Source organism: Castellaniella daejeonensis (assembly GCF_039523555.1).
Lineage (GTDB): Bacteria > Pseudomonadota > Gammaproteobacteria > Burkholderiales > Burkholderiaceae_B > Castellaniella > Castellaniella daejeonensis.
This window is the reverse complement of the sequence record NZ_BAAAFN010000011.1, coordinates 136,586-159,292: the sequence shown is the minus strand read 5'-3', so window position 1 is coordinate 159,292 and position 22,707 is coordinate 136,586. Positions and strand designations below refer to the sequence as shown.

Genomic DNA, 22,707 nt, shown 5'->3' with positions numbered 1-22,707 from the left:
GAATATCGCGATTGCATCATTTTAGACATGAAAGCCGCATTCAATTTTTCACATAATAAAAATACATATCATCTGATGAAATTTTGCTTGTGCTGACGCGGGCTCTTTCCTAGAATGGCTGCAAGTGTCGGCAACCGGGGTACGTTCGTGCCCCGGGTCTCCGTTGCGGTGCCGCCGGCGCATGTTTCCCCTCTCTCTTCACCGGGCTGGCGCGATGTGTGGTCGCGTCATCGAACCACACCACAGGAGACACACACCATGTCCTCTCTCGAACAAGTCCACGACGTGGCGACGGTGGACGTCGATCAGCAGGAAACCCAGGAATGGATCGACGCGCTGGAAGCCGTCCTCGATCGTGAGGGCGCGGAACGCGCCCACTACCTGATCGAGCGCCTGATCGACCTGGCCCGCCGCAGTGGCGCCCACATCCCCTATTCGCTGAACACGGCCTACGTCAACACCATTCCCCCGGGGCTGGAGCCTCCGCATCCGGGCAACATGGTGCTCGAAGAGCGCATCCGTTCCTATATCCGCTGGAACGCCATGGCCATGGTGGTCAAGGCCAACAAGGTCGAACCGCCTGATGGCGGCAGCCTGGGCGGCCACATTGCGTCCTTCGCCTCGCTGGCGACCATGATCGAGTGCGGCCAGAACCACTTCTGGCACGCCGAGTCGCCCGACCACGGCGGCGACCTGATCTACTTCCAGGGCCATTCGTCGCCCGGCATGTACGCACGCGCCTACCTCGAAGGCCGCCTGACGGAAGAGAACCTGAATTATTTCCGCCAGGAAGTCGGCGGCAAGGGCAAGGGGCTGTCTTCCTATCCGCACCCGAAGCTGATGCCCGATTTCTGGCAGTTCTCCACGGTGTCGATGGGCCTGGGGCCGATGATGGCCATCTATCAGGCCCGTTTCCTGAAATACCTGCATGCCCGCGGGCTGGCCAACACGGCCGAACGCAAGGTCTGGGTCTTCGTGGGCGACGGCGAGATCGACGAACCCGAAACCCTCGCTGCCATCGGCCTGGCCGCGCGTGAAAAGCTCGACAACCTGATTTTCGTCGTCAACTGCAACCTGCAGCGCCTGGACGGCCCGGTGCGTGGCAACGGCAAGATCATCCAGGAACTCGAAGGCGCCTTCCGCGGCAACGGCTGGAATGTGCTCAAGCTGATCTGGGGCGGCTACTGGGATCCGCTGTTCGCCCGCGACAAGGAAGGCATCCTGCGCCGCATCATGGAAGAGACCGTGGACGGCGAATACCAGGCCTACAAGGCCAATGACGGCAAGTTCGTGCGTGAAAAGTTCTTCGGCAAGCATCCCAAGCTGCTGGAAATGGTCAGCCGCATGAGCGACGAGGACATCTGGCGCCTGAACCGGGGCGGGCACGACCCGCACAAGGTCTACGCGGCCTTCGCCGCCGCCGCCGGGCACAAGGGCCAGCCTTCGGTCATCCTGGCCAAGACCATCAAGGGCTACGGCATGGGCCACGTCGGTCAGGCCAAGAACCCCACCCACCAGCAAAAGAAGCTGGACATCGATTCGGTGCGCGAATTCCGCGACCGCTTCAACATCCCCATCCCGGACGACAAGCTCGAAGAGATCCCCTTCTTCAAGCCGGCGGAAGACTCTCCGGAAATGAAGTACCTGCACGAGCATCGCAAGGCGCTCGGCGGCTACCTGCCGCACCGCCGCCGCAAGGCCGACCAGTCGCTGCCGGTGCCGCCCCTGGATGCCTTCAAGGCCGTGCTCGAGCCCACCGCCGAGGGCCGCGAGATTTCCACCACCCAGGCATTCGTGCGGGTGCTGAACCAGATCCTGCGCGACAAGGACCTGGCGCCGCGCGTCGTGCCCATCCTGGTGGACGAGTCCCGCACCTTCGGCATGGAAGGCCTGTTCCGCCAGATCGGCATCTACGCCCCCGAAGGCCAGAAGTACGTGCCGGTGGACAAGGGCCAGGTGATGTACTACCGCGAAGCCGAGAACGGCCAGCTGCTGCAGGAAGGCATCAACGAGGCCGGCGGCTTCAGCTCGTGGATCGCGGCGGCGACGTCGTATTCCGTCAGCAACTGCATCATGATCCCGTTCTTCATCTATTACTCGATGTTCGGGTTCCAGCGGTTCGGCGACCACGCCTGGGCCGCGGGCGACATGCTGGCGCGCGGTTTCGTGCTGGGCGGCACGGCAGGCCGCACCACGCTGAACGGCGAGGGCCTGCAGCACGAGGACGGCCACAGCCACATCCAGGCTTCCCTGATCCCCAACTGCGTGGCCTACGACCCGGCCTTCGCGCACGAAGTCGCCGTCATCATCCGCAGCGGCCTGCAGCGCATGATGCATGACCAGGAAGATGTGTTCTTCTACATCACGGTTATGAACGAGAACTACGCCCAGCCGGGCCTGAAGGCCGGAGACGAGGAAGGCATCCTGAAGGGGATGTACAAGCTCCAGTCCAGCGCCAAGCCCGCCAAGCAGCATGTCCAGCTGATGGGCTCGGGCACGATCCTGCGCGAAGTGCTGGCGGCCCAGGAATTGCTGGAAAAGGACTGGGGCGTGACTTCGGACGTCTGGAGCGTCACCAGCTTCACGGAACTGCGCCGCGACGGCCTGGATGCCGAACGCCACAACCTGCTGCATCCGACCGAGCCTGCCCAGGAATCCTACGTGACCCGCCAGCTCAAGGACACCAAGGGGCCCATCGTCGTTTCCACCGACTACATCAAGGCCTATGGCGACATGATCCGCCCCTTCGTGCCGCAAGGACGCACCCTCAAGGTCCTGGGGACCGACGGCTTCGGCCGTTCGGACTTCCGTTCCGAACTGCGCAAGCACTTCGAGATCGACCGCCATTTCGTGGTCCTGGCCGCCCTGCGCAGCCTGGCCGATGAAGGCGCCATCGACATCAAGAAATGCGCCGAGGCGATCGCCAAGTACGGCATCGACCCCGAAAAGGCCAACCCGCACTACGCCTGAGGAGGACGCACAACATGAGCAATATCGTGGAAATCAAGGTCCCCGACATCGGCGATTTCGACGCGGTTGAAGTGATCGAGATCCTGGTGGCCGCAGGCGACAAGATCGAGGCCGAGCAGAGCCTGATCACGGTCGAGTCCGACAAAGCCTCCATGGAAATCCCGGCCTCGCAGGGCGGGGTGGTCAAGGCGGTCAAGGTCAAGCTGGGCGACAAGGTCAAGGAAGGCTCGGTCATCCTGGAAGTCGAGGCTTCGGGTGCGGCGACCGGGCAGGCTGCGTCCGCCCCGGCGGCCGCTGCCACGCCGGCCCCGGCTCCGACCGCTGCGCCGGCTCCGGCGCCTGCGTCCGCGGCAGCTGCGGCGCCGGCCACCTCGGGCGGGCTGCAGCCCGTGGTCGTGCCCGACATCGGCGATTTCGACGCGGTCGAAGTCATCGAGATCCTGGTCAATGTGGGCGATACCATCCAGGCCGAGCAAAGCCTGATCACCGTGGAATCCGACAAGGCCTCCATGGAAATCCCGGCCTCGGTGGGCGGGGTGGTCAAGGAAATCAAGGTCAAGCTGGGCGACAAGGTCTCCCAGGGCGCGGAAATCCTGGTCGTGGAAGCGACCGGCGGTGCACCCCAGGCGGCGGCTCCTGCTGCTGCAGCACCGGCCCCCACCCCGGCGCCTGCCCCGGCCGAAGCGGCGCCCAAGGCCGCTGCCGCACCGGCCCCGGCTTCGGCGCCGTCTTCCATGGCGTCCGTCGCCCCTGAGCGCACGTCTCCGACGGCATCCTTCGCCGAGGCCGAGGTGCCCCTGCGCAATCTGCCGCACGCCTCGCCCTCGGTGCGCAAGTTCGCCCGCGAACTGGGCGTGAACCTGGCCCAGGTCAGCGGCAGCGGCCCCAAGAACCGCATCACGGTCGACGACGTGCGTGCCTACGTGAAGCAGGCCCTGGCTACCGGCGGCGCGAGCCCCGTGGGCTCGACCGTGTCGGCGGAAGGTGGCTTCAGCGTGCTGGGCTGGCCCAAGGTCGACTTCGCCAAGTTCGGCGAGATCCAGACGAAGCCCCTGTCGCGCATCAAGAAGATATCGGGCGCGAACCTGCATCGCAACTGGGTCATGATTCCGCACGTCACCAACAATGACGTGGCCGACATCACCGAACTGGAAGCCCTGCGCCAGCAGCTGAACGCGGAAAACAAGAAGTCCGGCGTCAAGGTCACCATGCTGGCCTTCCTGATCAAGGCCGTGGTCGCAGCCCTGAAGAAGTACCCTGAATTCAACGCCTCGCTGGACGGCGACAACCTGGTGCTCAAGCACTACTTCCACATCGGCTTCGCAGCCGACACGCCCAACGGCCTGGTGGTTCCGGTGATCCGGGACGCCGACAAGAAGGGCGTGCTGGAACTGGCGGCGGAAACGGCCGAACTCGCCGGCCTGGCCCGCGAAGGCAAGCTCTCGCCTTCCCAGATGCAGGGCGGCTGCTTCTCGATCTCGTCCCTGGGCGGGATCGGCGGCACGGACTTCACGCCCATCATCAATGCGCCCGAAGTCGCCATCCTCGGCGTGTCGCGTTCGGCCATGCAGCCGGTCTGGGACGGCAAGGCCTTCCAGCCCCGCCTGATGCTGCCGCTGTCGCTGTCCTACGATCACCGCGTGATCGACGGGGCCGCCGCGGCGCGCTTCAATGCCTACCTGGCTGGCCTGCTGGCGGATTTCCGCCGCATCATCCTGTAAGGGGGACGAGATGAGCATCGTCGATCTGAACGTCCCCGACATCGGCGATTTCGACGCAGTCGAAGTCATCGAGATCCTGGTCAAGGCGGGCGATACCGTCCAGGCCGAGCAGAGCCTGATCACCGTGGAATCCGACAAGGCCTCCATGGAGATTCCGGCCGAGCAGGGCGGGGTGGTGAAGGAAATCCTCGTGAAGCTGGGCGACAAAGTCTCCCAGGGCACACCGATCATCCGCATCGAGGCGGCCGACGGTGCCGCGGCGCCAGCCCAGGCTCCGGCTGCAGCCGCACCGGCCCCGGCCCCGGCCCCGACACCGGCGCAGGCGGCACCGGCCGCTCCGGCTCCGGCGCCCGCGCAGTTCTCGGGCACGGCCGAGGGCGAATACGACGTCCTGGTGCTGGGCGCGGGCCCCGGCGGCTATTCGGCCGCTTTCCGCGCAGCCGACCTGGGCCTGAAAGTCGTCCTGGTGGAACGCTACGCCACCCTGGGCGGGGTCTGCCTGAATGTGGGCTGCATCCCGTCCAAGGCGCTGCTGCATACCGTCGGCGTGCTGGAAGAAGCCAAGTCCATGGCGGCCCACGGCATCGCCTTCGGCGAGCCGGTGATCGACCTGGACAAATTGCGCGGCTACAAGGATTCCGTGGTGGGCAAGCTCACCGGCGGCCTGGCCGGCATGGCCAAGGCCCGCAAGGTCACGGTCATCCAGGGCGTGGGCACCTTTGCCGATCCGCACCACCTCACGGTGGCCAAGGCCGACGGCGGCCAGACGACGATCAGGTTCGCCTCGGCCATCATCGCGGCCGGCAGCCAGTCCGTGAAGCTGCCGTTCCTGCCGGAAGACCCCCGCATCGTCGATTCCACCGGCGCGCTGGCCCTGAAATCGGTGCCCGGCCGCATGCTGATCATCGGCGGCGGCATCATCGGCCTGGAAATGGGCACGGTCTATTCCGCGCTGGGCGCCCGGCTGGACGTGGTGGAAATGCTGCCCACCCTGATGACCGGCGCCGACCGAGACCTGGTCAAGGTCTGGGACAAGATGAACGCCAGGCGCTTCGACCATGTCATGCTCAACACCAAGACGGTCGCCGCCGAAGCCAAGGATGACGGCATCTGGGTCACCTTCGAGGGCGAGGCTGCCCCCAAGGAACCCCAGCGCTACGATCTGGTGCTGCAGGCCGTCGGCCGTTCGCCCAATGGCAAGAAGATCGGCGCCGAGAACGCCGGCGTGGCGGTGTCCGACCGGGGCTTCATCGCGGTGGACAAGCAGATGCGCACCAATGTGCCGCACATCTACGCCATTGGCGACATCGTGGGCCAGCCCATGCTGGCGCACAAGGCGGTCCACGAGGCCCATGTGGCCGCGGAAGCCATCGCCGGGCACAAGGCCTTCTTCGATGCGCGCGTGATTCCTTCGGTGGCCTACACCGACCCCGAGGTGGCCTGGGTGGGCCTGACCGAGGAAGCGGCCAAGAAAGACGGCATTGCCGTCAAGAAGGGCCTGTTCCCCTGGCAGGCTTCGGGCCGCGCCATCGCCAACGGCCGCGACGAAGGCTTCACCAAGCTGCTGTTCGATGCGGAAACCGGCCGGATCCTGGGCGGCGGGATCGTCGGCACGCACGCGGGCGATCTGATCGGCGAAATCGTCCTGGCCATCGAAATGGGAGCGGATTCCGTGGACATCGGCAAGACCATCCATCCGCACCCGACGCTCGGGGAGTCGGTCGGCATGGCCGCCGAGGTTGCCGACGGGCATTGCACCGACGTGCCGCCGGCCCGGAAGAAGTAGCTTTCCCTGCACTGCGCGTCCCACGGCCTGCCAGGGACCTCCTTGCAGGCGGTAGGGGTGCCGGCATGTCCCGCAACGGCAGGTGCTAATATCGGCACCTGCCGTTTTTCTTTCATCCCTGATTCCTTTCCATGTCCTCTTCTGCTCCTGCCCAGGGCGCCGCGCTCGCCGACTGGCTGGTCTATCTCGAAACCCTGCACCCGAAAGCCATCGACCTGGGACTGGACCGCATCCGGGCCGTCGCCGGGCGTCTTGGCCTGTCCCTGGACTGCGTCAAGATCACCGTGGCCGGCACCAACGGCAAGGGTTCCACCTGCGCCATGCTCGAAGCCATGCTGCTCACCGCGGGCTACAAGGTCGGCAAGTACACCTCGCCCCATCTGCTGCGCTTCAACGAGCGCATCCGCGTGAACGGCGAGGAAGCCTCGGACACGGACATCGTGGCGCAGTTCGAGCGCATCGAGGACGCCCGGGACGGCATCACGCTGACCTATTTCGAAATGACCACGCTGGCGGCTCTGCTGATGTTCCAGGCCGCCCGGCTGGATGTCGTGGTGCTGGAAGTCGGCCTTGGCGGGCGGCTGGATGCGGTCAACCTGATCGATACCGACTGCGCCATCCTGACCAGCGTGGATCTGGACCACATGCAGTACCTGGGCAATACCCGCGAGGCGATCGGCCTGGAAAAGGCCCACATATTCCGTCCTGGCAAGCCCGCCATCTGCGCCGATCCGGTGCCGCCCGAGACCGTGATCGATCACGCCGAGGCGATCGGCGCCGACCTGTGGCGCGTCGGGATCGATTTCAACTATTCCGGCGATCGTCAGCAATGGGCCTACGGCGGCCGCGCGCAGCGCCGGAATGCGCTGGGCTATCCCGCCCTGCGCGGTGCCAACCAGCTGCTGAACGCATCGGCGGCCTTGGCCGCCCTCGAGGCCTTGCGCGACCGCCTGGTGGTCACGCAGCAGGACGTGCGCCAGGGCCTGCTGCACGTCAGTCTGCCGGGCCGGATGCAGATTCTGCCCGGATTGCCGGCCACCATCCTGGATGTGGGACACAACCCGCATGCCATCTCGGCGCTGGGCCAGAATCTCGACAGCATGGGCCACTATCCGCACACCTACGCGGTGGTCGGCATGTTGCGCGACAAGGACATCGAGGCCACGCTGTCGCGCCTGACGCGGCGGGTGGACCGCTGGCTGTGCGCCACCCTGGGTGGCCCGCGCGGCACCACCGCGCAGGAATTGGCCGCCATCGTGCATCGCATCAGTGGCGACCAGGCGCCCGTGGATCCCTTCATCGCCCAGACCAGCGAAATCTCCCGCCCCGCGGGCGAGCACAAGCCCGGCGTGCGGGCCACGCCCCGGCCCGCCGTGGCAGCCCGGGACATGCAGGTTTCCACCTTTGACAGTCCGGAACAAGCCTTTGCAGAAGCCAGGAGACTGGCGACCGACAATGATAGAATCCTCGTGTTCGGATCGTTTGCCACTGTCGGGCCGGTGCTCGAGGTCCTGCGCCGCGAGGGCAGGGATGTCCTCGTCTGACGGGATCATGAGGCCGATCCGCCACTTTTGATGGGTTGGCTGCACGATGCTTTTTCGCAAGGGAACCGAAACGGGACAACGCGCGCCGGCACGATCCGCCGGTACCGAAGCCCAACTCCGCGAATTGCGCGTAAAAGCCCGCCGCCGCCTGATCGGCGCCCTGGCGCTGGTGCTGGCTGCCTTCATCGTCGTGCCCTGGCTGTTCGACGAACCCGTCTCCGACGACGCGCAAGCGCCGATCGTGGTGCCGGCGCCGGTCGCCGGCCTGCCGCCCGTCACCGAACCCCCGGTCTCCCAGCCCGACGCGGCTGCATCGGGCGGTACGGTCCAGGCCGAACCCCAGCCCGAGCCGGCCGCTCCGGCCGCGCCTGAATCCCCCGTGCCGTCACAGGCTGCCTCCCAGGGCCAGCCGCCTGTCCAGGCCACGCCTGAACCGGCGCCCGCCAGTCCCGTCCGGACGCAGCCCGAGCCCGCCCCGGAAAAGCCCGCTACCGAGCCTGCCCGATCCGCCGAGCGCCCGTCGCAGGACAAGCCCGCCACCCAGGCGCCTGCGGGCCGCACCGACGACGGCTCCGTCGCCCTGGCCCTGCTGGCCGGCAAGACGCCTTCGGAAGCCCGGACCGAGACCCGGCCGGCCGCCGGGGGACGCTACTATCTCCAGGTCGCCGCCTACACGACAGAGCAGGACGCCCTGGCACGGCGCGACAGCCTGCGCCAGGCGGGCGTCACCGACGCCTACGTCGAGCGCGGCCAGTCCAACGGCCGCACCGTCTACCGGCTGCGGGTGGGGCCCTTCGGCTCCCACGAGGCTGCCCAGGCGGCCCAGACCCGGCTGCGGGCGCTGGGCTACCAGAACGGCCTGATCTCCGGCAAGTGACCAGCTTCGACTACTTCGTCCTGGCCGTCGTGGCCATCTCGGCCTTGATCGGGCTGTTGCGCGGTTTCCTGCGCGAAGTCCTGTCGCTGGTCGCCTATGTCGCCGCCTTCGTGGCCGCCATCTGGTGGGGGCCCGCTGCGTCGGACTGGCTGCTGGGCCTGATCGACAATGGCCTGCTGCGGACGCTGGCTGCCTACGGCGCGGTCTTCATCCTGGCGCTCCTGCTGATCGGCCTGCTGAACATGGTGCTGGGTGCGCTGGTGGACCGTACCGGCCTGACGCCGGCCGACCATGGCCTGGGCGCAGTGTTCGGCGCGGTGCGCGGCATCGTCCTGGTCCTCGCCCTGGTGGGGCTGGCGGGCTACACTCAGCTCCCCCAGGAACCCTGGTGGCGCGATGCGCGCACCTCCGCGGCCGCCGTCCGGGGTTTCCAACAAGTCAAATCGTTGCTGCCGACCCAGGTGGCGGAACTGCTTCCCTACTAGCCGGAATTCATTCTTATGTGCGGAATCGTGGGTGTGATGGGGCGCAGCCCCGTCAATCAACTGATCTATGACAGCCTGCTGCTGCTGCAGCACCGGGGCCAGGACGCGGCCGGCATCGCCACCGCGCACGACCAATTCTTCAGCATGCACAAGGCCCACGGCCTGGTGCGTGACGTGTTTCGCACGCGCAACATGCGGGCGCTGCCCGGGAACCGGGGCCTGGGGCAGGTGCGCTACCCCACGGCGGGTTCCAGCGCCAGCGTGGACGAGGCCCAGCCCTTCTACGTGAACGCGCCGTTCGGGATCACGTTCGTGCACAACGGCAACCTGACCAATTGGCGCGAACTGCGCGAATCCCTGTTCAAGCACGACCGGCGCCACATCAACACCAATTCAGATTCCGAGGTCCTGCTCAACGTCTTCGCGCACGAACTGCAGCAGGCGTCCAACGGCGTCACCCTGGACGCGCACGCAGTATTCCAGGCCGTGCGCGCGGTGCATCGGCGCGCCAAGGGGGCCTACGCGGTCATCGCCGACATCAGCAGTTTCGGGCTGGTGGCGTTCCGCGACCCGCACGGCATCCGGCCCCTGTGTCTGGGGCGGCACGATACGGAATCCGGCCCCGAATGGATGCTGGCTTCCGAATCCGTGGCCCTGACGGGCAGCGGATTCACCCTGGTGCGCGACATCGCCCCCGGCGAGGCCGTCGTGATCACCGAAGACGGCGAGCTCAGCACCGAGGCCTGTGCCGAACCGGGGCAGGCGTGGACGCCCTGCATTTTCGAATACGTCTATTTCGCCCGCCCCGATTCCATGATGAACGGGATCTCGATCTACGACGCGCGCCTGCACATGGGAGAATACCTGGCGGACAAGGTGGCCAAGTCCCTGCGCCTGGGCGATGTGGATGTGGTCATGCCGATCCCCGATTCCTCGCGGCCATCGGCCATGCAGCTGGCGGCGCGCCTGGGACTGAACTACCGCGAAGGCTTCATCAAGAACCGCTACGTCGGCCGCACCTTCATCATGCCGGGCCAGGCCGTGCGCAAGAAATCCGTGCGCCAGAAACTCAGCGCCATCGACATGGAATTTCGCGGCAAGAATGTCCTGCTGGTCGATGATTCCATCGTGCGCGGCACCACCAGCCGTGAAATCGTCGACATGGCGCGGGCGGCGGGCGCCAACAAGGTCTTCTTCGCATCGGCGGCGCCGGCCGTCCGCTATCCGAACGTCTACGGCATCGACATGCCGACCCAGGCGGAACTGATCGCCACCGGGCGTGACGAGGCGCAGGTTGCACGCGAGATCGGCGCCGACGGCCTGGTCTACCAGGATCTGGACGATCTGGAACAGTCCCTGCGCGACCTGAATCCCGCCATGCAGTCCTTCGAGTCGTCCTGCTTCAACGGCCGTTATGTCACCGGCGACATCGACGACGCCTACCTGGAGCGCCTGAGCCGCACCCGCGGCCTGCCTCAGCGCTCCGGCGCCATGGCGGCTGCCGAAGACGAAAGCTGAGCCCTCACTCCACGTCGCGCCTTGCAAAGCGCTCCGATTCGCCAGGCGCGGGATATCTCCAGCCGGGGCCTCCCTCCACGTCGCGCCTTGCAAGGCGCTCCGATTCGCCAGGCGCTGATCAGTCCGCAGGGGACTGATCAGCGTCCGGGCTCATCCATAGCGTGGCCAGGGTTAGGGCGGCGCAGACGACGAACAGCGCCAGGCCCCACAGTGCATATTCCACACCCAGCAGACTGACGCGGGCGTCGTTGCAGCTTGCGTAGATGCCGAACAGCCAGGGCAGGGCGGCGTCCAGTCCGGACGCCGTGATGAAACGGTCGGCAAAAGTCTGGGCGCAGGAAAACAGCTGTGCGGCCACGCTGTACTGATACCAGGCCGCGGCGATGCCGCATCCCGCCAGGATGGCCGCAGCCACCGCGCCGCCACGCCGCACGATGGCCGGGCCCCAGCCCATGCCGGCCAGCCCGCAGACGGCGGCGATGGCCAGCAGGATCAGCCGCTGCAGCACGCACCAGGCGCAGGGCTTCATGCCGAATGCATGCTGGGAGATCAGGGCGAAGCCCACGGCAGCCAAGCACAGCAGGGAGACGAGGCGCAAGAGACGGTCGGAGCGGGTCAGGGTCATGGCAGAGCCGTGGTCGGGGTCGTGGATGAAAGGAGCGGGGGCGTGTCGCAGGCCGTGCCCAGCGCTTCCAGCACCTGGCGTTCGAATTGTATCTGTCCGCGGGGATGTTCCAGGCCGGAGCCGTCGAGGACGAAGACGTCCTCGACCCGGTCGCCCAGGGTCATGATCTTGGCCATCTTCAGGCTGACGTCGTGGCGGGCGAACACCCGTGCCAGGTCGTGCAGCAGCCCGACGCGGTCGGCCGCCGTGACCGACAGCCGCCAGTTGCCGCCCAGTTCATCGGGCTGCAGCGTGACACTGGGCATGATCGGAAAGGCCCGCGAACGGCGGGATCCCGGATGCGGTGCCGGGGCATCCCGGCGCGCCGCCGGGCGATCGGTCAGCGAGGCGCGCAGCTCGTGTTCGATCAGGGAAGCGTGAGAACGATAGTCGCGGTCGTGCTCGGGCAGCAGCACGATGAAGCTGTCCAGCGCCCAGCCCTGGCGCGTGGTGTGAATGCGCGCGTCCTGGATGCTCAGGCCATGACGGTCGAAATAGGTGCAGATGTCCATGAACAGGTCCGGCCGGTCGGGCGCGTAGGCCAGGACCTGCAGGGCCTCGCTCTGGCCCAGGACGCGGGCGCGCACCACCGGATCCGGTCCCTGGAAGCAGTGGTACAGGTGACGCGTGTGCCAGGCGATCTCGTTGGCATCGTGGCGCAGGAAATAGGCCACGTCCAGTTGCGACCAGAAGGCGTCGCGGCTTTCGTCGCGCAAGCCCATCCGGCGGATTTCCGCGGCGGCGGCATCCTTGCGCAGGGCCAGGATGGTGCGGGTATCGGGCTGCTCGCCCCCCAGGGCCGCCAGCGTGCGGTGGTACAGATCTTCCAGCAGCTTGCCTTTCCAGGAGTTCCAGACCTTGGGGCTGGTGCCGCGGATGTCGGCCACGGTCAGCAGGTACAGGGCAGCCAGCCGGCGCCGGGATCCGACCCGGGCGGCGAACTCGTGGATCACGCGGGGATCGCTCAGGTCGCGCTTCTGGGCCACCTGGGACAGGGTCAGGTGCTCGCGCACCAGGAAGTCCAGCAGTTCGACCGACTCGCGGGGCAGCGCATGGTGGCGGGCGAAACGGCGCACCTCGGCGGCGCCCAGTTGCGAATGATCGCCGCCGCGCCCCTTGGCGATGTCGTGGAACAGTGCCGCGATGTACAGCAGCCAGTGATCGTCCAGGTCGGCGATCAGCTGGCTGGCCAGTGGATATTCCTGGGCATGCTCGGGCATCGTGAAGCGCCGCAGATTGCGGACGACCATCAGGATGTGCTGGTCCACGGTGTAGGCATGGAACAGGTCGTGCTGCATCTGTCCGACGATGCGGCGGAACGGGGGCAGATAGCGTGGCAGGATGTTCCACATCGTCATGTCGCGCAGGGCATGAACGATGCCGCGCGGCTGGCGCAGGATCTGCAGGAACAGCTGGCGGTTGACCGGATCGTCGCGGAATGCCCGATCGATGCGCAGGCGCGCGTGCCACATGGCCCGCAGGGTGCCGGCCGCCATGCCCTGCAGTTCCGGGTGCTGCTGCGTGACCAGGAACACCTTCAGCAGCAGGCTGGGCTTGCGCTCGAAGGCATCCTCGCGGACCAGGGCCAGCCGTCCGCGGCGCACGCAGAAGTCGTCGTCCAGGGCGGCGGCCTTGTCCTGGGGACGGGGAAACAGGTGTTCTTCCAGCGCCAGCATCAGCAGCCGGTTGACCTGGCAGACTACGCGGGCGGCCCAGTAATAGCGCTGCATCAGCAGTTCGCCGGCGCGCCGGTGGGGCTGGTCGACAAAGCCATAGACCCTGGCCAGGCGCGGCTGCAGGTCGAACAGGACGCGGTCCTCGCGGCGCCCGGCCAGCAGGTGGAGCTCGATGCGCAGGCGTTTGAAGGCCTGCTCCGCCCGGCGCAGGGCGCGGAATTCGGCCGAAGTCAGCAGGTCGGTGCGCGCCACGGCACGCCAGGTCGTGCCCAGTCCGGCAGCGCGTGCCAGCCACAGCAGCACCTGCAGGTCGCGCAGGCCACCAGGGGCTTCCTTGCAGTTGGGTTCCAGCGCATAGGGCGTGTCCTGGTGGCGCGCATGGCGCTGCTGCATTTCGGTGCGCTTGGCCAAGTAGAAGTCCCGCGGATCCAGGTCCCGCTGCATCTGCTCCCGGAAGCGCCGGAATAGCGTCCTGCCTCCCGCCAGCCAGCGGGCCTCAAGTAGCGAGGTCTGCACGGTGATGTCGGCCGTGGCCTCGTGCCGGCATTGTTCCAGCGTGCGCACGCTCAGGCCCGGTTCCAGGCCGATATCCCACAGGGCGGCGACCAGCGCTTCGATGCGTTCGCGCGCGGCGGCATCCGGGGCGCATTCAAGCAGGATCAGGATGTCGAGATCCGAGCCGGGATAGAGTTCGCCCCGGCCGTAGCCGCCCACTGCCGCCGCGCATGCGCCTGCGGGGAGCGGATGGATCTTCAGCAGGCTGCGCAGGGTCTCGTCGGCGATGCGCCGCAGCGTGGACAGCAGCGTATCGGGCCGCAGGTGCGAGCGCCAGGCCTGGATGGCCTCGGCCCGGCGTGCCTGCATGAGAGTGCGCAACTCGGTCAGGGACGGTTGCGGCCGGCTGGAGTCCTTCTGGATCGCGTCGACGGGCCCCGACCCGCCGTTGGACGGGTTTTCGCCTGGGCGCATGGCCATGCGCGCGTCAGGCGGCCGCCCGGGCGGCCTTGGCGAAGGCGGGCGGCGCCGGCATGCAGGGCGATACCGTCAGCACTTCGTAGCCCTGGTCGGTCACCAGGATGCTGTGCTCCCATTGCGCCGACAGGCTGTGATCGCGGGTGACGACCGTCCATTGGTCGGCCAGGGTGCGGATTTCGCGGCGGCCGGCATTGATCATGGGCTCGATCGTGAAGATCATGCCCGGCTCCAGGCGCACGCCCGTGCCGGGCTTGCCGTAGTGCAGCACCTGGGGATCCTGGTGGAAGCGCCGCCCGACGCCGTGGCCGCAATATTCGCGCACCACGGAAAAGCCCGCCGATTCGGCGTGTTTCTGGATGGCATGGCCGATGTCGCCCAGGGTGGCGCCCGGCCGGACTTGCTCGATGCCCAGCCACATGCATTCGTAGGTGGTGTCGATCAGGCGGCGCGCCAGGATGGAAGGCTCGCCCACGCAGAACATGCGGCTGGTGTCACCGAACCAGCCGTCCTTGATGATGGTGACGTCGATGTTCATGATGTCGCCGTTCTTCAGGACCTTGTCGCCGGGGATGCCGTGGCAGATGACATGGTTGACCGAGGTGCAGATGGAGGCGGGGAAGGGCGGGTAGCCCGGCGGCGCATAGCCCACGGTGGCCGACTTCACCTGCAGCGTGTTGGTGATGAAGTCCATGCACAGGCGGTCGAGTTCCCCCGTCGTGACCCCGGCGCGCACGTGCGGTTCGAGGTAGTCCAGTACGCTGGCGGCTGCCTGGCAGGCGGCGCGCATCTGGTCGAGTTCTTGGGGGTCGGTGATGAGTTGGCTCATGGGGTGCTTGCTGTGTGGACGAGATGAATAGTAGAATTATAGGCTTAGCTGTAAATAGCGTGCCTGGCCGCCCAAGGGTGTCTTCGGCTTTGCATGGAAGTTTGCGTCGATGCTTGAAAATTCGACCTTCAGCCATGTTAGTCCTGGATACTGGCCGGGTACAAGACCAAACCCTCTCGGAGAATTTTCATGTCGCTCATGCGCGAAATGCTGGAAGCCGGTGTGCATTTTGGCCACCAGACCCGTTACTGGAACCCGAAGATGGCCGAATACATCTTCGGCCAGCGCAACAAGATCCATATCGTCAACCTGGAACGCACGGTTGAGAAATTCCTGGAAGCCAGCCAGTTCGTGCGCCAGGTGGCCGCGCGCGGCGGCAATGTGCTGTTCGTCGGCACCAAGCGTTCCGCTCGCGAACTGGTTGCCGCCGAAGCCCAGCGCTGCGGCATGCCCTACGTCGACAGCCGCTGGCTGGGCGGCATGATGACCAACTTCAAGACGGTCAAGACCTCGATCAAGCGCCTGAAGGACATGGAAGCCCAGCAGGCCGAAGGCGCCACCGAGCACATGACCAAGAAAGAAGCGCTCATGTTCGCCCGCGAAATGGAAAAGCTCAACAAGTCCATCGGCGGCATCAAGGATATGAACACGCTGCCCGACGCGCTGTTCGTGATTGACGTCGGCTATCACAAGATCGCCGTGGCCGAAGCCCGCACCCTGGGTATTCCGGTGGTCGGCGTGGTCGACACCAACCACTCGCCCGAAGGCATCGATCACGTCATTCCGGGCAACGACGACTCCTCCAAGGCCATCGCCCTGTACGCCCGTGGCATGGCCGACGCCGTGCTGGCCGGCCGTGAGCAAAGCCTCAATGGCCTGGTCGAAGAACTGGCCGAAGGTGAGGAATTCATCGAGGTCGAGCAGGACCAGGATCAGGAATAATTTCCTGCCTTCCGCCGCCCCGGCGCTTGCCGGCGGGCGGCGGGTTCGTCGCGCGCCCCTTGTCGGCGCGCGCATTGATTGATCAGGAGAGAACACAATGGCTCAAATCACCGCCGCCATGGTCAAGGAACTGCGCGAAAAGACCGACGCGCCCATGATGGAATGCAAGAAGGCCCTGACCGAGGCCGAGGGCGACCTGGCTCGCGCCGAGGAACTGCTGCGCGTCAAGCTGGGCAGCAAGGCCTCCAAGGCCGCCGGCCGCATCACGGCCGAAGGGCTGATCGGTCTGCATATCGCCGCCGACGGCAAGAGCGGGGCGCTGGTGGAAGTCAACTGCGAAACTGACTTCGTTGCCAAGAACGATGATTTCATCGCTTTCGTCAACGACCTGGCCCGCATCGTCGCCGAACGCAACCCGGCCGACCTGGAAGCGCTGAACGCCTGCGCCCTGGGTGACGGCACCGTCGAATCCGTGCGTGCCGGCCTGGTGGGCAAGATCGGCGAGAACATGTCGGTGCGCCGCTTCCAGCGTTTCGATACCGTGGACAGCCTGAACAGCTACGTGCACGGCGGCCGCATCGGCGTGCTGGTCGATTTCGCCGGCGCCGATGAAATCGGCAAGGACCTGGCGATGCACATCGCCGCGACCAAGCCGCGCGCCCTGAATGCCGACGGCGTGGACCCCGCGCTGATCGCCGCCGAACGCTCCGTGGCCGAGCAGAAGGCCGCCGAATCCGGCAAGCCGGCCGAGATCGTCGCCAAGATGGTCGAAGGCTCCGTGCAGAAGTTCCTGAAGGAAGTCACACTGCTGTCGCAGCCTTTCGTCAAGAACGACAAGCAGTCCGTCGAGCAGATGCTCAAGGAAAAGGGTGCCCGCATCAATCGCTACGCGCTGTTCGTGGTGGGCGAGGGCATCGAGAAGAAGTCCGAGGACTTCGCCGCGGAAGTCGCCGCCGCCGCCAGCGGTTCCTGATTCAGGCTGATTTCGGGTACGATGGCATCGCGCCCGGACTCGCCATGCAGCGTTGCAGACCTTTGCGATGGCTAGGCTGTCGCCGCAGTTTGCGTCCTGCATGACGGGCCTGGGTTTGCGCGTACCCGTTGCCGGGGGGCTTCAGCCCCCCGCATCCGTGCCGCCCTACGCTCCGATCATTTCTCCATCCAGGAACCCTGCATGTCCACTCCTGCCTACAAGCGCGTTCTCCTGAAACTCTCGGGTGAGGCTCTGATGGGCGGCGATGCCTTCGGCATCAACCGCGCGACCATACTCCGCATGACCGAGGAAATCCACGGCGTCGTGTCCCTCGGGGTGCAGCTGGCCGTGGTGATCGGCGGAGGCAACATCTTCCGCGGGGTGGCGCCGGGCGCCCAGGGCATGGACCGGGCCACGGCCGATTACATGGGCATGCTGGCCACCGTCATGAACGGGCTGGCACTGCAGGATGCCCTGAAGAACCATGGCGTCGATGCCCGGGTGCAATCCGCCCTGAACATCGACCAGGTGGTCGAGCGCTACATCCGCCCCAAGGCGTTGCGCTATCTCGAGGAAGGCAAGGTCGTCGTCTTCGCGGCCGGCACCGGCAATCCTTTCTTCACCACGGACACGGCCGCTGCGCTGCGCGGTGCCGAGATCGGCGCCGAAATCGTCCTCAAGGCCACCAAGGTCGATGGCATCTACAGTGCCGATCCCAACAAGGATCCGAGCGCGACGCGCTATTCGAGCATCAGTTTCGACGAAGCGATCGTGCGCCGCCTGGAAGTCATGGACGCCACGGCGTTCGCGCTGTGCCGCGACCAGAAGCTGCCGATCAAGGTCTTTTCGATCAACAAACCGGGAGCCCTCCGGCGCGCCATCTGCGGCGAGGACGAGGGCACCCTGGTTCAGGTATAGGAATCCTCATGAGTCTCTCCGACATTCGCCGCTCGGCCGACGAGCGCATGGGCAAATCCATCGAGTCCCTGAAGGCCAGCCTGGCCAAGATCCGCACGGGCCGCGCCCATGCAGGCATCCTGGATCACGTGCAAGTCGAATACTACGGCTCTCCCGTGCCGGTGGGCCAGGTCGCCAACGTGACCGTGATCGACGCCCGCACGCTCAGCGTGCAGGTCTGGGAAAAATCGATGGCGGGCCCGGTCGAGAAGGCCATCCGCGAGTCCGATCTGGGGCTGAACCCCATCGCCATGGGCGACAACATCCGCGTGCCGATGCCGGCCCTCACCGAGGAACGCCGCCGCGACCTGACCAAGGTCGTGCGCAGCGAGGGCGAGGACGCCAAGGTCGCCGTGCGCAACCTGCGTCGCGAGGCCAACGAAGCCTTGAAGAAACTGCTCAAGGACAAGGAAATTTCCGAGGACGAAGACCGTCGCGGCCAGGACGAGGTGCAGAAGCTCACCGACCGCTACGTGGCCGAAATCGACAAGCTCGTCGCCCAGAAGGAAGCCGAGATCATGACGGTCTAGCCGCGCGACGCCACGGCGTATGATCGAGACTCCTTCTTCCACTCTGGCCATTCCCGAAACCGGGGACATGCCCCGGCATGTCGCCATCATCATGGATGGCAACGGTCGCTGGGCCACCCAGCGGAAGCTGCCCCGCACGGCGGGGCATGTGCGCGGTGTGCAGGCCGTGCGCCGCATCGTCGAGGCCTGCGGGCTGCGCGGCGTACGCTACCTGACATTGTTCGCCTTCAGCTCCGAGAACTGGCGTCGTCCGGCCCAGGAAGTCTCCCTGCTGATGCGCCTGTTCGTGCGCACGCTGGAAAAAGAAGTCGATCGCCTGGAAACCCAGGGCGTGCGCCTGCGCGTGGTGGGCGACCTGTCGGCCTTCGACCCGCACCTGCGGGGCCTGATCCAGGACGCCGAACGGCGCACCGCGGACCGGTCCGCCCTGACCCTGACCATCGCTGCCAACTACGGCGGCCGCTGGGACATTCTGCAGGCCACCCGTTCGCTGCTGGCTGCCCGGCCCGAACTCGCGCAACATCCCGAGGCCCTGGACGAAGCCGCACTGTCGCCCTGGCTGGCCATGGCCTACGCGCCCGAACCCGATCTGTTCATCCGCACCGGCGGGGAACAGCGGATCTCGAATTTCATGATCTGGCAGCTGGCCTATACTGAACTGTATTTCACCGACTGCTGGTGGCCGGATTTCGACGCCGAGCAGCTCGACCGTGCCTTCGAATGGTACCGGGGCCGCGAACGGCGCTTCGGCCGCACCAGCGCCCAGCTGCGCGGCGCCATCTAAAGGGATTCTTCATGCTGCGCCAGCGCATTCTCACCGCCATTGTCCTGCTGCTGATCGTGGCGGCCGCGGTCACTGCGTCCATGCCCTGGCCGATGCTGGCCTTGCTCGGGCTGATGACCGGCTGCGCGCTGTGGGAATGGCTGCGCCTGGTGCAGGACGATGCCGCCGTACGCTGGGGCGGTGCCGTGCTGGCTGTCCTGGTGCTGGTGCCGCTGTCGCGCCTGCTGGTCGACGGCCAGCCTGCCCTGGAAACCGCCTTCGGTTCGTTCCTGTTGCCGTTGGCCGTGCTGTTCTGGCTGACCCTGGCCCCCGCCGCAGTGGTGCGCGCCCGGGTGCCGGATACCTGCCGTCCGGGCATGCTGGTCCTGGCCGGTTTCCTGGTGCTGACCGCCACCTGGTACGCGCTGGCCTGGGTATTCCTGCGGCACGGCGCGGCCACGCTCATCAGTCTGTGGGCGCTGATCTGGGCCGCCGACATCGCTGCCTACTTTGCCGGCCGCAGCCTGGGGCGCCGCAAGCTCGCACCACGCGTCAGTCCCGGCAAGACGATCGAGGGCGCGGCCGGAGGCATCCTGGCGGCCACCGTCTGGCTGGCCGCCACGGCTCTCTGGTGGCCGGGCAGCTTCGGGGGCCTGCTGCTGGCACGCATCGGCTGGGTGGGGCTGATCGTGGCCGCAGTGGTGCTGGCGGCGTGGTCCATCATCGGCGATCTGTTCGAGTCCCTGCTCAAGCGCCGCGCGGGGGTCAAGGATTCCAGCCAGCTGCTGCCGGGCCACGGCGGCGTGTACGATCGCATCGATGCGGTGCTGCCGGTGGCGCCGGCCGCCGCGCTGCTGCTGATGGCCGGGCTCTAGGGTCCGTCTGCGCCTGCCAGGCGCTCTTTCAGTCTTTCCGCAATCACGGGTTCAGTCCATGTCTGTCCAGCAACGCCTCTGCATCCTTGGATCGACCGGCTCCATCGGCGTGAGCACCCTGGACGTGGTGGCGCGCCATCCGGACCGGTTCTCGGTCCATGCCCTGAGCGCCCATAGCAGGATCGAAGCGCTGGCCGAGCAGGCGGCGCGCCATGCGGCCCGCGTGGTGGTCGTGCCCGACGATGCCGCCCGGGCCCGGTTCGTGGCCGCATGGCCGGCTGGCCGCCCCTTGCCGGAAATCCGCCAGGGCAGCCAGGCGCTGGCCGATACGGCAGCCGATCCCGAGGTCACCGCGGTCATGGCCGCCATCGTGGGCGCCGCCGGGCTGCCCGGCGCCCTGGCGGCAGCCCGGGCCGGCAAACGGGTCCTGTTGGCCAACAAGGAAGCGCTCGTCGCGGCAGGCAGCCTGTTCATGCGGGCCGTGCGCGAATCAGGCGCCGAGCTGCTGCCCATCGACAGCGAGCACAACGCCATTTTCCAGTGCCTGCCCCAGTCGGCGGACCGGTCGCGCGCGCCATCCAGCCCCGCCAAGGGTGTGCGCCGGCTGCTGCTCACGGCCTCCGGCGGGCCGTTTCGCCGCACCGCCCTGGACCAGCTGGACACAGTCACCCCCGATCAGGCCTGCGCACACCCCAACTGGCGCATGGGCCGCAAGATTTCCGTGGATTCGGCCACCATGCTGAACAAAGGGCTGGAAGTCATCGAGGCACACTGGCTGTTTTCCATGCCGATGGAACGCATCCAGGTCGTGATCCATCCCCAGAGCGTCGTGCATTCCATGGTCGAATACCTGGACGGCTCCATCCTGGCCCAACTGGGCCAGCCCGACATGCGCACGCCCATCGCCTACGGTCTTGGCTATCCGGACCGCATCGACGGCGGTGTCGGCCTGCTCGAGCTTGCCCGTCTGGGGCGCCTCGATTTCGAACCGCCGGACCTGGTGCGTTTCCCTTGCCTGCGGCTGTCCTTCGATGCGCTGGGCCAGGGGCAGGGCGCCTGCATTGCCCTGAACGCGGCCAACGAGGTCGCGGTGGACGGGTTCCTGCACGGACGTATCCGTTATACCCAGATACCGTCCATCATCGAGCGTTGTCTCGACGACTCGGTGGCGCATGGCACCCAGACGCCGTCCTCCCTGGCGGAAATCCTCGACCTGGATGCGCGCACACGTCGCGTCGCAGCCGGTTTCTGCCATGCCGGCTGATCCCGTTCCGACACCGCTCCCATGCTGCTGACCCTGTCCGCCTTTGTTCTTGCCCTGGGCCTGCTCATTACTTTCCATGAGCTGGGCCACTATTGGGTGGCGCGGCGCGCTGGCGTGTCCATCGTGCGCTTTTCCGTGGGTTTCGGTCCGGTGCTCCTGCGCCGCAGGGACCGGCATGGCACCGAATGGGCACTGTCGGCGATCCCGCTGGGCGGCTACGTGAAAATGCTCGACGAGGCGCCGCCGGATGCGGACGAAGTCACGCGCCGCACCGCATTCAACGCCCAGCCGCTGTCACGGCGCGCTGCCGTGGTGGCTGCCGGCCCCGTCGCCAACCTGGTGCTGGCCGTCCTGATCTATGCCTTCCTGGGGTTGTGGGGCACACAGGAACCGGCTGCCGTGCTGGCGGCTCCGCCGGCAGGCACGCCTGCGGCCCTGGCGGGCGTGCAGGACGGCGACGTGCTGCGCGCCGTCGCCGGGGATCCCGTCGCATCCTGGCCCCAGGCCCGCTGGCGGCTGGCCGGACCCCTGTCGCTGGGCGGCCGCGTGGCGCTGACCCTGGAATCGGCCAACGGCACCGTGCGCGATGAAACCGTGGAGCTGCCTTCCCGGGACGTGGCGCCCAATGACCCCGATCCGCTCGAAGCGGCCGGGCTGTCGCTGCAGGCTCCTTATCCGGTGGCGGGCGAACTGGTGCCGGGCGGCGCCGCCGAACAGGCCGGCCTGCAGGCCGGCGACCGGATCGTCGCGGCCGGCGACCTGGATCGGCCCTCTGTCGAAGCCTTCGTGCGCACCGTCCAGGCGCATGCCGGCCAGCCACTGCGCCTGACCGTGCTGCGCCAGGGCGCCCGGGTCTCGCTGTCGGTGACGCCCCGGCCGGAAACCGGAGAGGACGGCCGCACGATCGGCCGTATCGGCGCCCTGATCCAGGCGGAACGGCCCCAGGTGCTGGTACGCCTGGGTCCGCTGGACAGCGTGTGGCAGGGGGTTCGGCGCACGGCCGACATGAGCCTGCTCACGCTGCGCATGATGGGCCGCATGGTCCTGGGCGATGTGTCCTGGCGAAACGTCACCGGTCCGGTTACGATCGCCGAGTATGCCGGCCGGACCGCCCGCATCGGCCTGGAATCCTACCTGGGCTTCCTGGCGCTGATCAGCATCAGCATCGGCGTGCTGAATCTGCTGCCCATCCCGATGCTGGACGGCGGCCACCTGCTGTTCTATCTGATCGAGGCCTTGCGCGGTGGCCGGCCCCTGTCGGACAGGGCACGCGACGTGGGCCTGAGACTGGGCCTCGGGGTCGTGCTGGGCCTCATGGTTCTGGCTCTGTTCAACGATTTTTCGCGGCTTTTCAGTTGATG

Annotated in this window: 18 protein-coding genes; 15 read left to right on the top strand and 3 right to left on the bottom strand. The window is 66.9% G+C overall.

The features are described from left to right. Nucleotides 1–258: 258 nt before the first annotated feature. The 7 genes from aceE (at nucleotide 259) to purF (ending at nucleotide 10,901) form a co-directional block, all read left to right on the top strand. Complete coding sequence (gene aceE / locus ABD022_RS07890; RefSeq protein WP_343820791.1) at nucleotides 259–2,970, top strand: pyruvate dehydrogenase (acetyl-transferring), homodimeric type; 2,712 nt, start codon at nucleotides 259–261, stop codon at nucleotides 2,968–2,970. A 14-nt stretch (nucleotides 2,971–2,984) separates the two neighbouring features. Then, nucleotides 2,985–4,691, top strand: coding sequence for a dihydrolipoyllysine-residue acetyltransferase (aceF, locus tag ABD022_RS07885; protein ID WP_343820790.1), 1,707 nt, complete (start codon nucleotides 2,985–2,987; stop codon nucleotides 4,689–4,691). Nucleotides 4,692–4,701: 10 nt separating this feature from the next. After that, nucleotides 4,702–6,477: a dihydrolipoyl dehydrogenase gene (gene lpdA / locus ABD022_RS07880; protein ID WP_343820789.1), complete on the top strand. Its 1,776-nt coding sequence runs from the start codon at nucleotides 4,702–4,704 to the stop codon at nucleotides 6,475–6,477. A 131-nt stretch (nucleotides 6,478–6,608) separates the two neighbouring features. After that, nucleotides 6,609–8,021: a bifunctional tetrahydrofolate synthase/dihydrofolate synthase gene (gene folC / locus ABD022_RS07875; RefSeq protein ID WP_343820787.1), complete on the top strand. Its 1,413-nt coding sequence runs from the start codon at nucleotides 6,609–6,611 to the stop codon at nucleotides 8,019–8,021. Between the two features lie 124 nt (nucleotides 8,022–8,145). Then, complete coding sequence (locus tag ABD022_RS07870; RefSeq protein ID WP_325124774.1) at nucleotides 8,146–8,898, top strand: SPOR domain-containing protein; 753 nt, start codon at nucleotides 8,146–8,148, stop codon at nucleotides 8,896–8,898. Beyond that, complete coding sequence (locus ABD022_RS07865; protein ID WP_343820786.1) at nucleotides 8,895–9,383, top strand: CvpA family protein; 489 nt, start codon at nucleotides 8,895–8,897, stop codon at nucleotides 9,381–9,383. Before ABD022_RS07870 ends, ABD022_RS07865 begins: the two co-directional genes overlap by 4 nt. Before the next feature lie 15 nt (nucleotides 9,384–9,398). Beyond that, nucleotides 9,399–10,901 carry an amidophosphoribosyltransferase gene (gene purF, locus ABD022_RS07860; protein WP_325124770.1) on the top strand — a complete coding sequence of 501 codons (1,503 nt, stop codon included), beginning with the start codon at nucleotides 9,399–9,401 and terminating at the stop codon, nucleotides 10,899–10,901. Between the two features lie 118 nt (nucleotides 10,902–11,019). Here purF and ABD022_RS07855 read toward each other — a convergent pair whose 3' ends face one another. From ABD022_RS07855 to map, 3 genes are read right to left on the bottom strand one after another with little or no spacing between them, the layout of a single operon-like run. Next, nucleotides 11,020–11,520 carry a disulfide bond formation protein B gene (locus tag ABD022_RS07855; protein ID WP_343820927.1) on the bottom strand — a complete coding sequence of 167 codons (501 nt, stop codon included), beginning with the start codon at nucleotides 11,518–11,520 and terminating at the stop codon, nucleotides 11,020–11,022. A gap of 2 nt (nucleotides 11,521–11,522) precedes the next feature. Beyond that, on the bottom strand, nucleotides 11,523–14,216 hold the full coding sequence (locus ABD022_RS07850) for a [protein-PII] uridylyltransferase (RefSeq protein WP_343820785.1): 2,694 nt from the start codon (nucleotides 14,214–14,216) through the stop codon (nucleotides 11,523–11,525). Nucleotides 14,217–14,223: 7 nt separating this feature from the next. Next, on the bottom strand, nucleotides 14,224–15,042 hold the full coding sequence (gene map / locus ABD022_RS07845) for a type I methionyl aminopeptidase (RefSeq protein ID WP_343820783.1): 819 nt from the start codon (nucleotides 15,040–15,042) through the stop codon (nucleotides 14,224–14,226). 189 nt (nucleotides 15,043–15,231) lie between these two features. On the opposite strand from map, the gene rpsB reads away from it, so the two are divergent. The 8 genes from rpsB to rseP all read left to right on the top strand — a co-directional run bounded on the left by rpsB (nucleotide 15,232) and on the right by rseP (nucleotide 22,705). Continuing rightward, the gene (rpsB, locus tag ABD022_RS07840) at nucleotides 15,232–15,984 is read left to right on the top strand and encodes a 30S ribosomal protein S2 (protein ID WP_325124764.1); all 753 of its coding nucleotides are present in this window, start codon (nucleotides 15,232–15,234) and stop codon (nucleotides 15,982–15,984) included. A gap of 97 nt (nucleotides 15,985–16,081) precedes the next feature. Beyond that, entirely contained in the window at nucleotides 16,082–16,957 is an 876-nt protein-coding gene (gene tsf / locus ABD022_RS07835) for a translation elongation factor Ts (RefSeq protein WP_325124762.1), read from the top strand. Between the two features lie 201 nt (nucleotides 16,958–17,158). Continuing rightward, nucleotides 17,159–17,875, top strand: coding sequence for a UMP kinase (gene pyrH, locus ABD022_RS07830; RefSeq protein ID WP_325124760.1), 717 nt, complete (start codon nucleotides 17,159–17,161; stop codon nucleotides 17,873–17,875). Nucleotides 17,876–17,883: 8 nt separating this feature from the next. Then, entirely contained in the window at nucleotides 17,884–18,444 is a 561-nt protein-coding gene (gene frr / locus ABD022_RS07825) for a ribosome recycling factor (protein ID WP_325124758.1), read from the top strand. A 19-nt stretch (nucleotides 18,445–18,463) separates the two neighbouring features. After that, a complete protein-coding gene (gene uppS, locus ABD022_RS07820) occupies nucleotides 18,464–19,228 on the top strand; it encodes a polyprenyl diphosphate synthase (RefSeq protein ID WP_325124756.1) in 765 nt (254 codons plus the stop codon). Nucleotides 19,229–19,239: 11 nt separating this feature from the next. Continuing rightward, nucleotides 19,240–20,082, top strand: coding sequence for a phosphatidate cytidylyltransferase (locus ABD022_RS07815; protein ID WP_325124754.1), 843 nt, complete (start codon nucleotides 19,240–19,242; stop codon nucleotides 20,080–20,082). 58 nt (nucleotides 20,083–20,140) lie between these two features. Continuing rightward, the gene (locus ABD022_RS07810) at nucleotides 20,141–21,346 is read left to right on the top strand and encodes a 1-deoxy-D-xylulose-5-phosphate reductoisomerase (protein WP_325124752.1); all 1,206 of its coding nucleotides are present in this window, start codon (nucleotides 20,141–20,143) and stop codon (nucleotides 21,344–21,346) included. A 21-nt stretch (nucleotides 21,347–21,367) separates the two neighbouring features. Beyond that, nucleotides 21,368–22,705 carry an RIP metalloprotease RseP gene (gene rseP, locus ABD022_RS07805; protein ID WP_343820779.1) on the top strand — a complete coding sequence of 446 codons (1,338 nt, stop codon included), beginning with the start codon at nucleotides 21,368–21,370 and terminating at the stop codon, nucleotides 22,703–22,705. The last annotated feature ends 2 nt before the right edge of the window (nucleotides 22,706–22,707 follow it).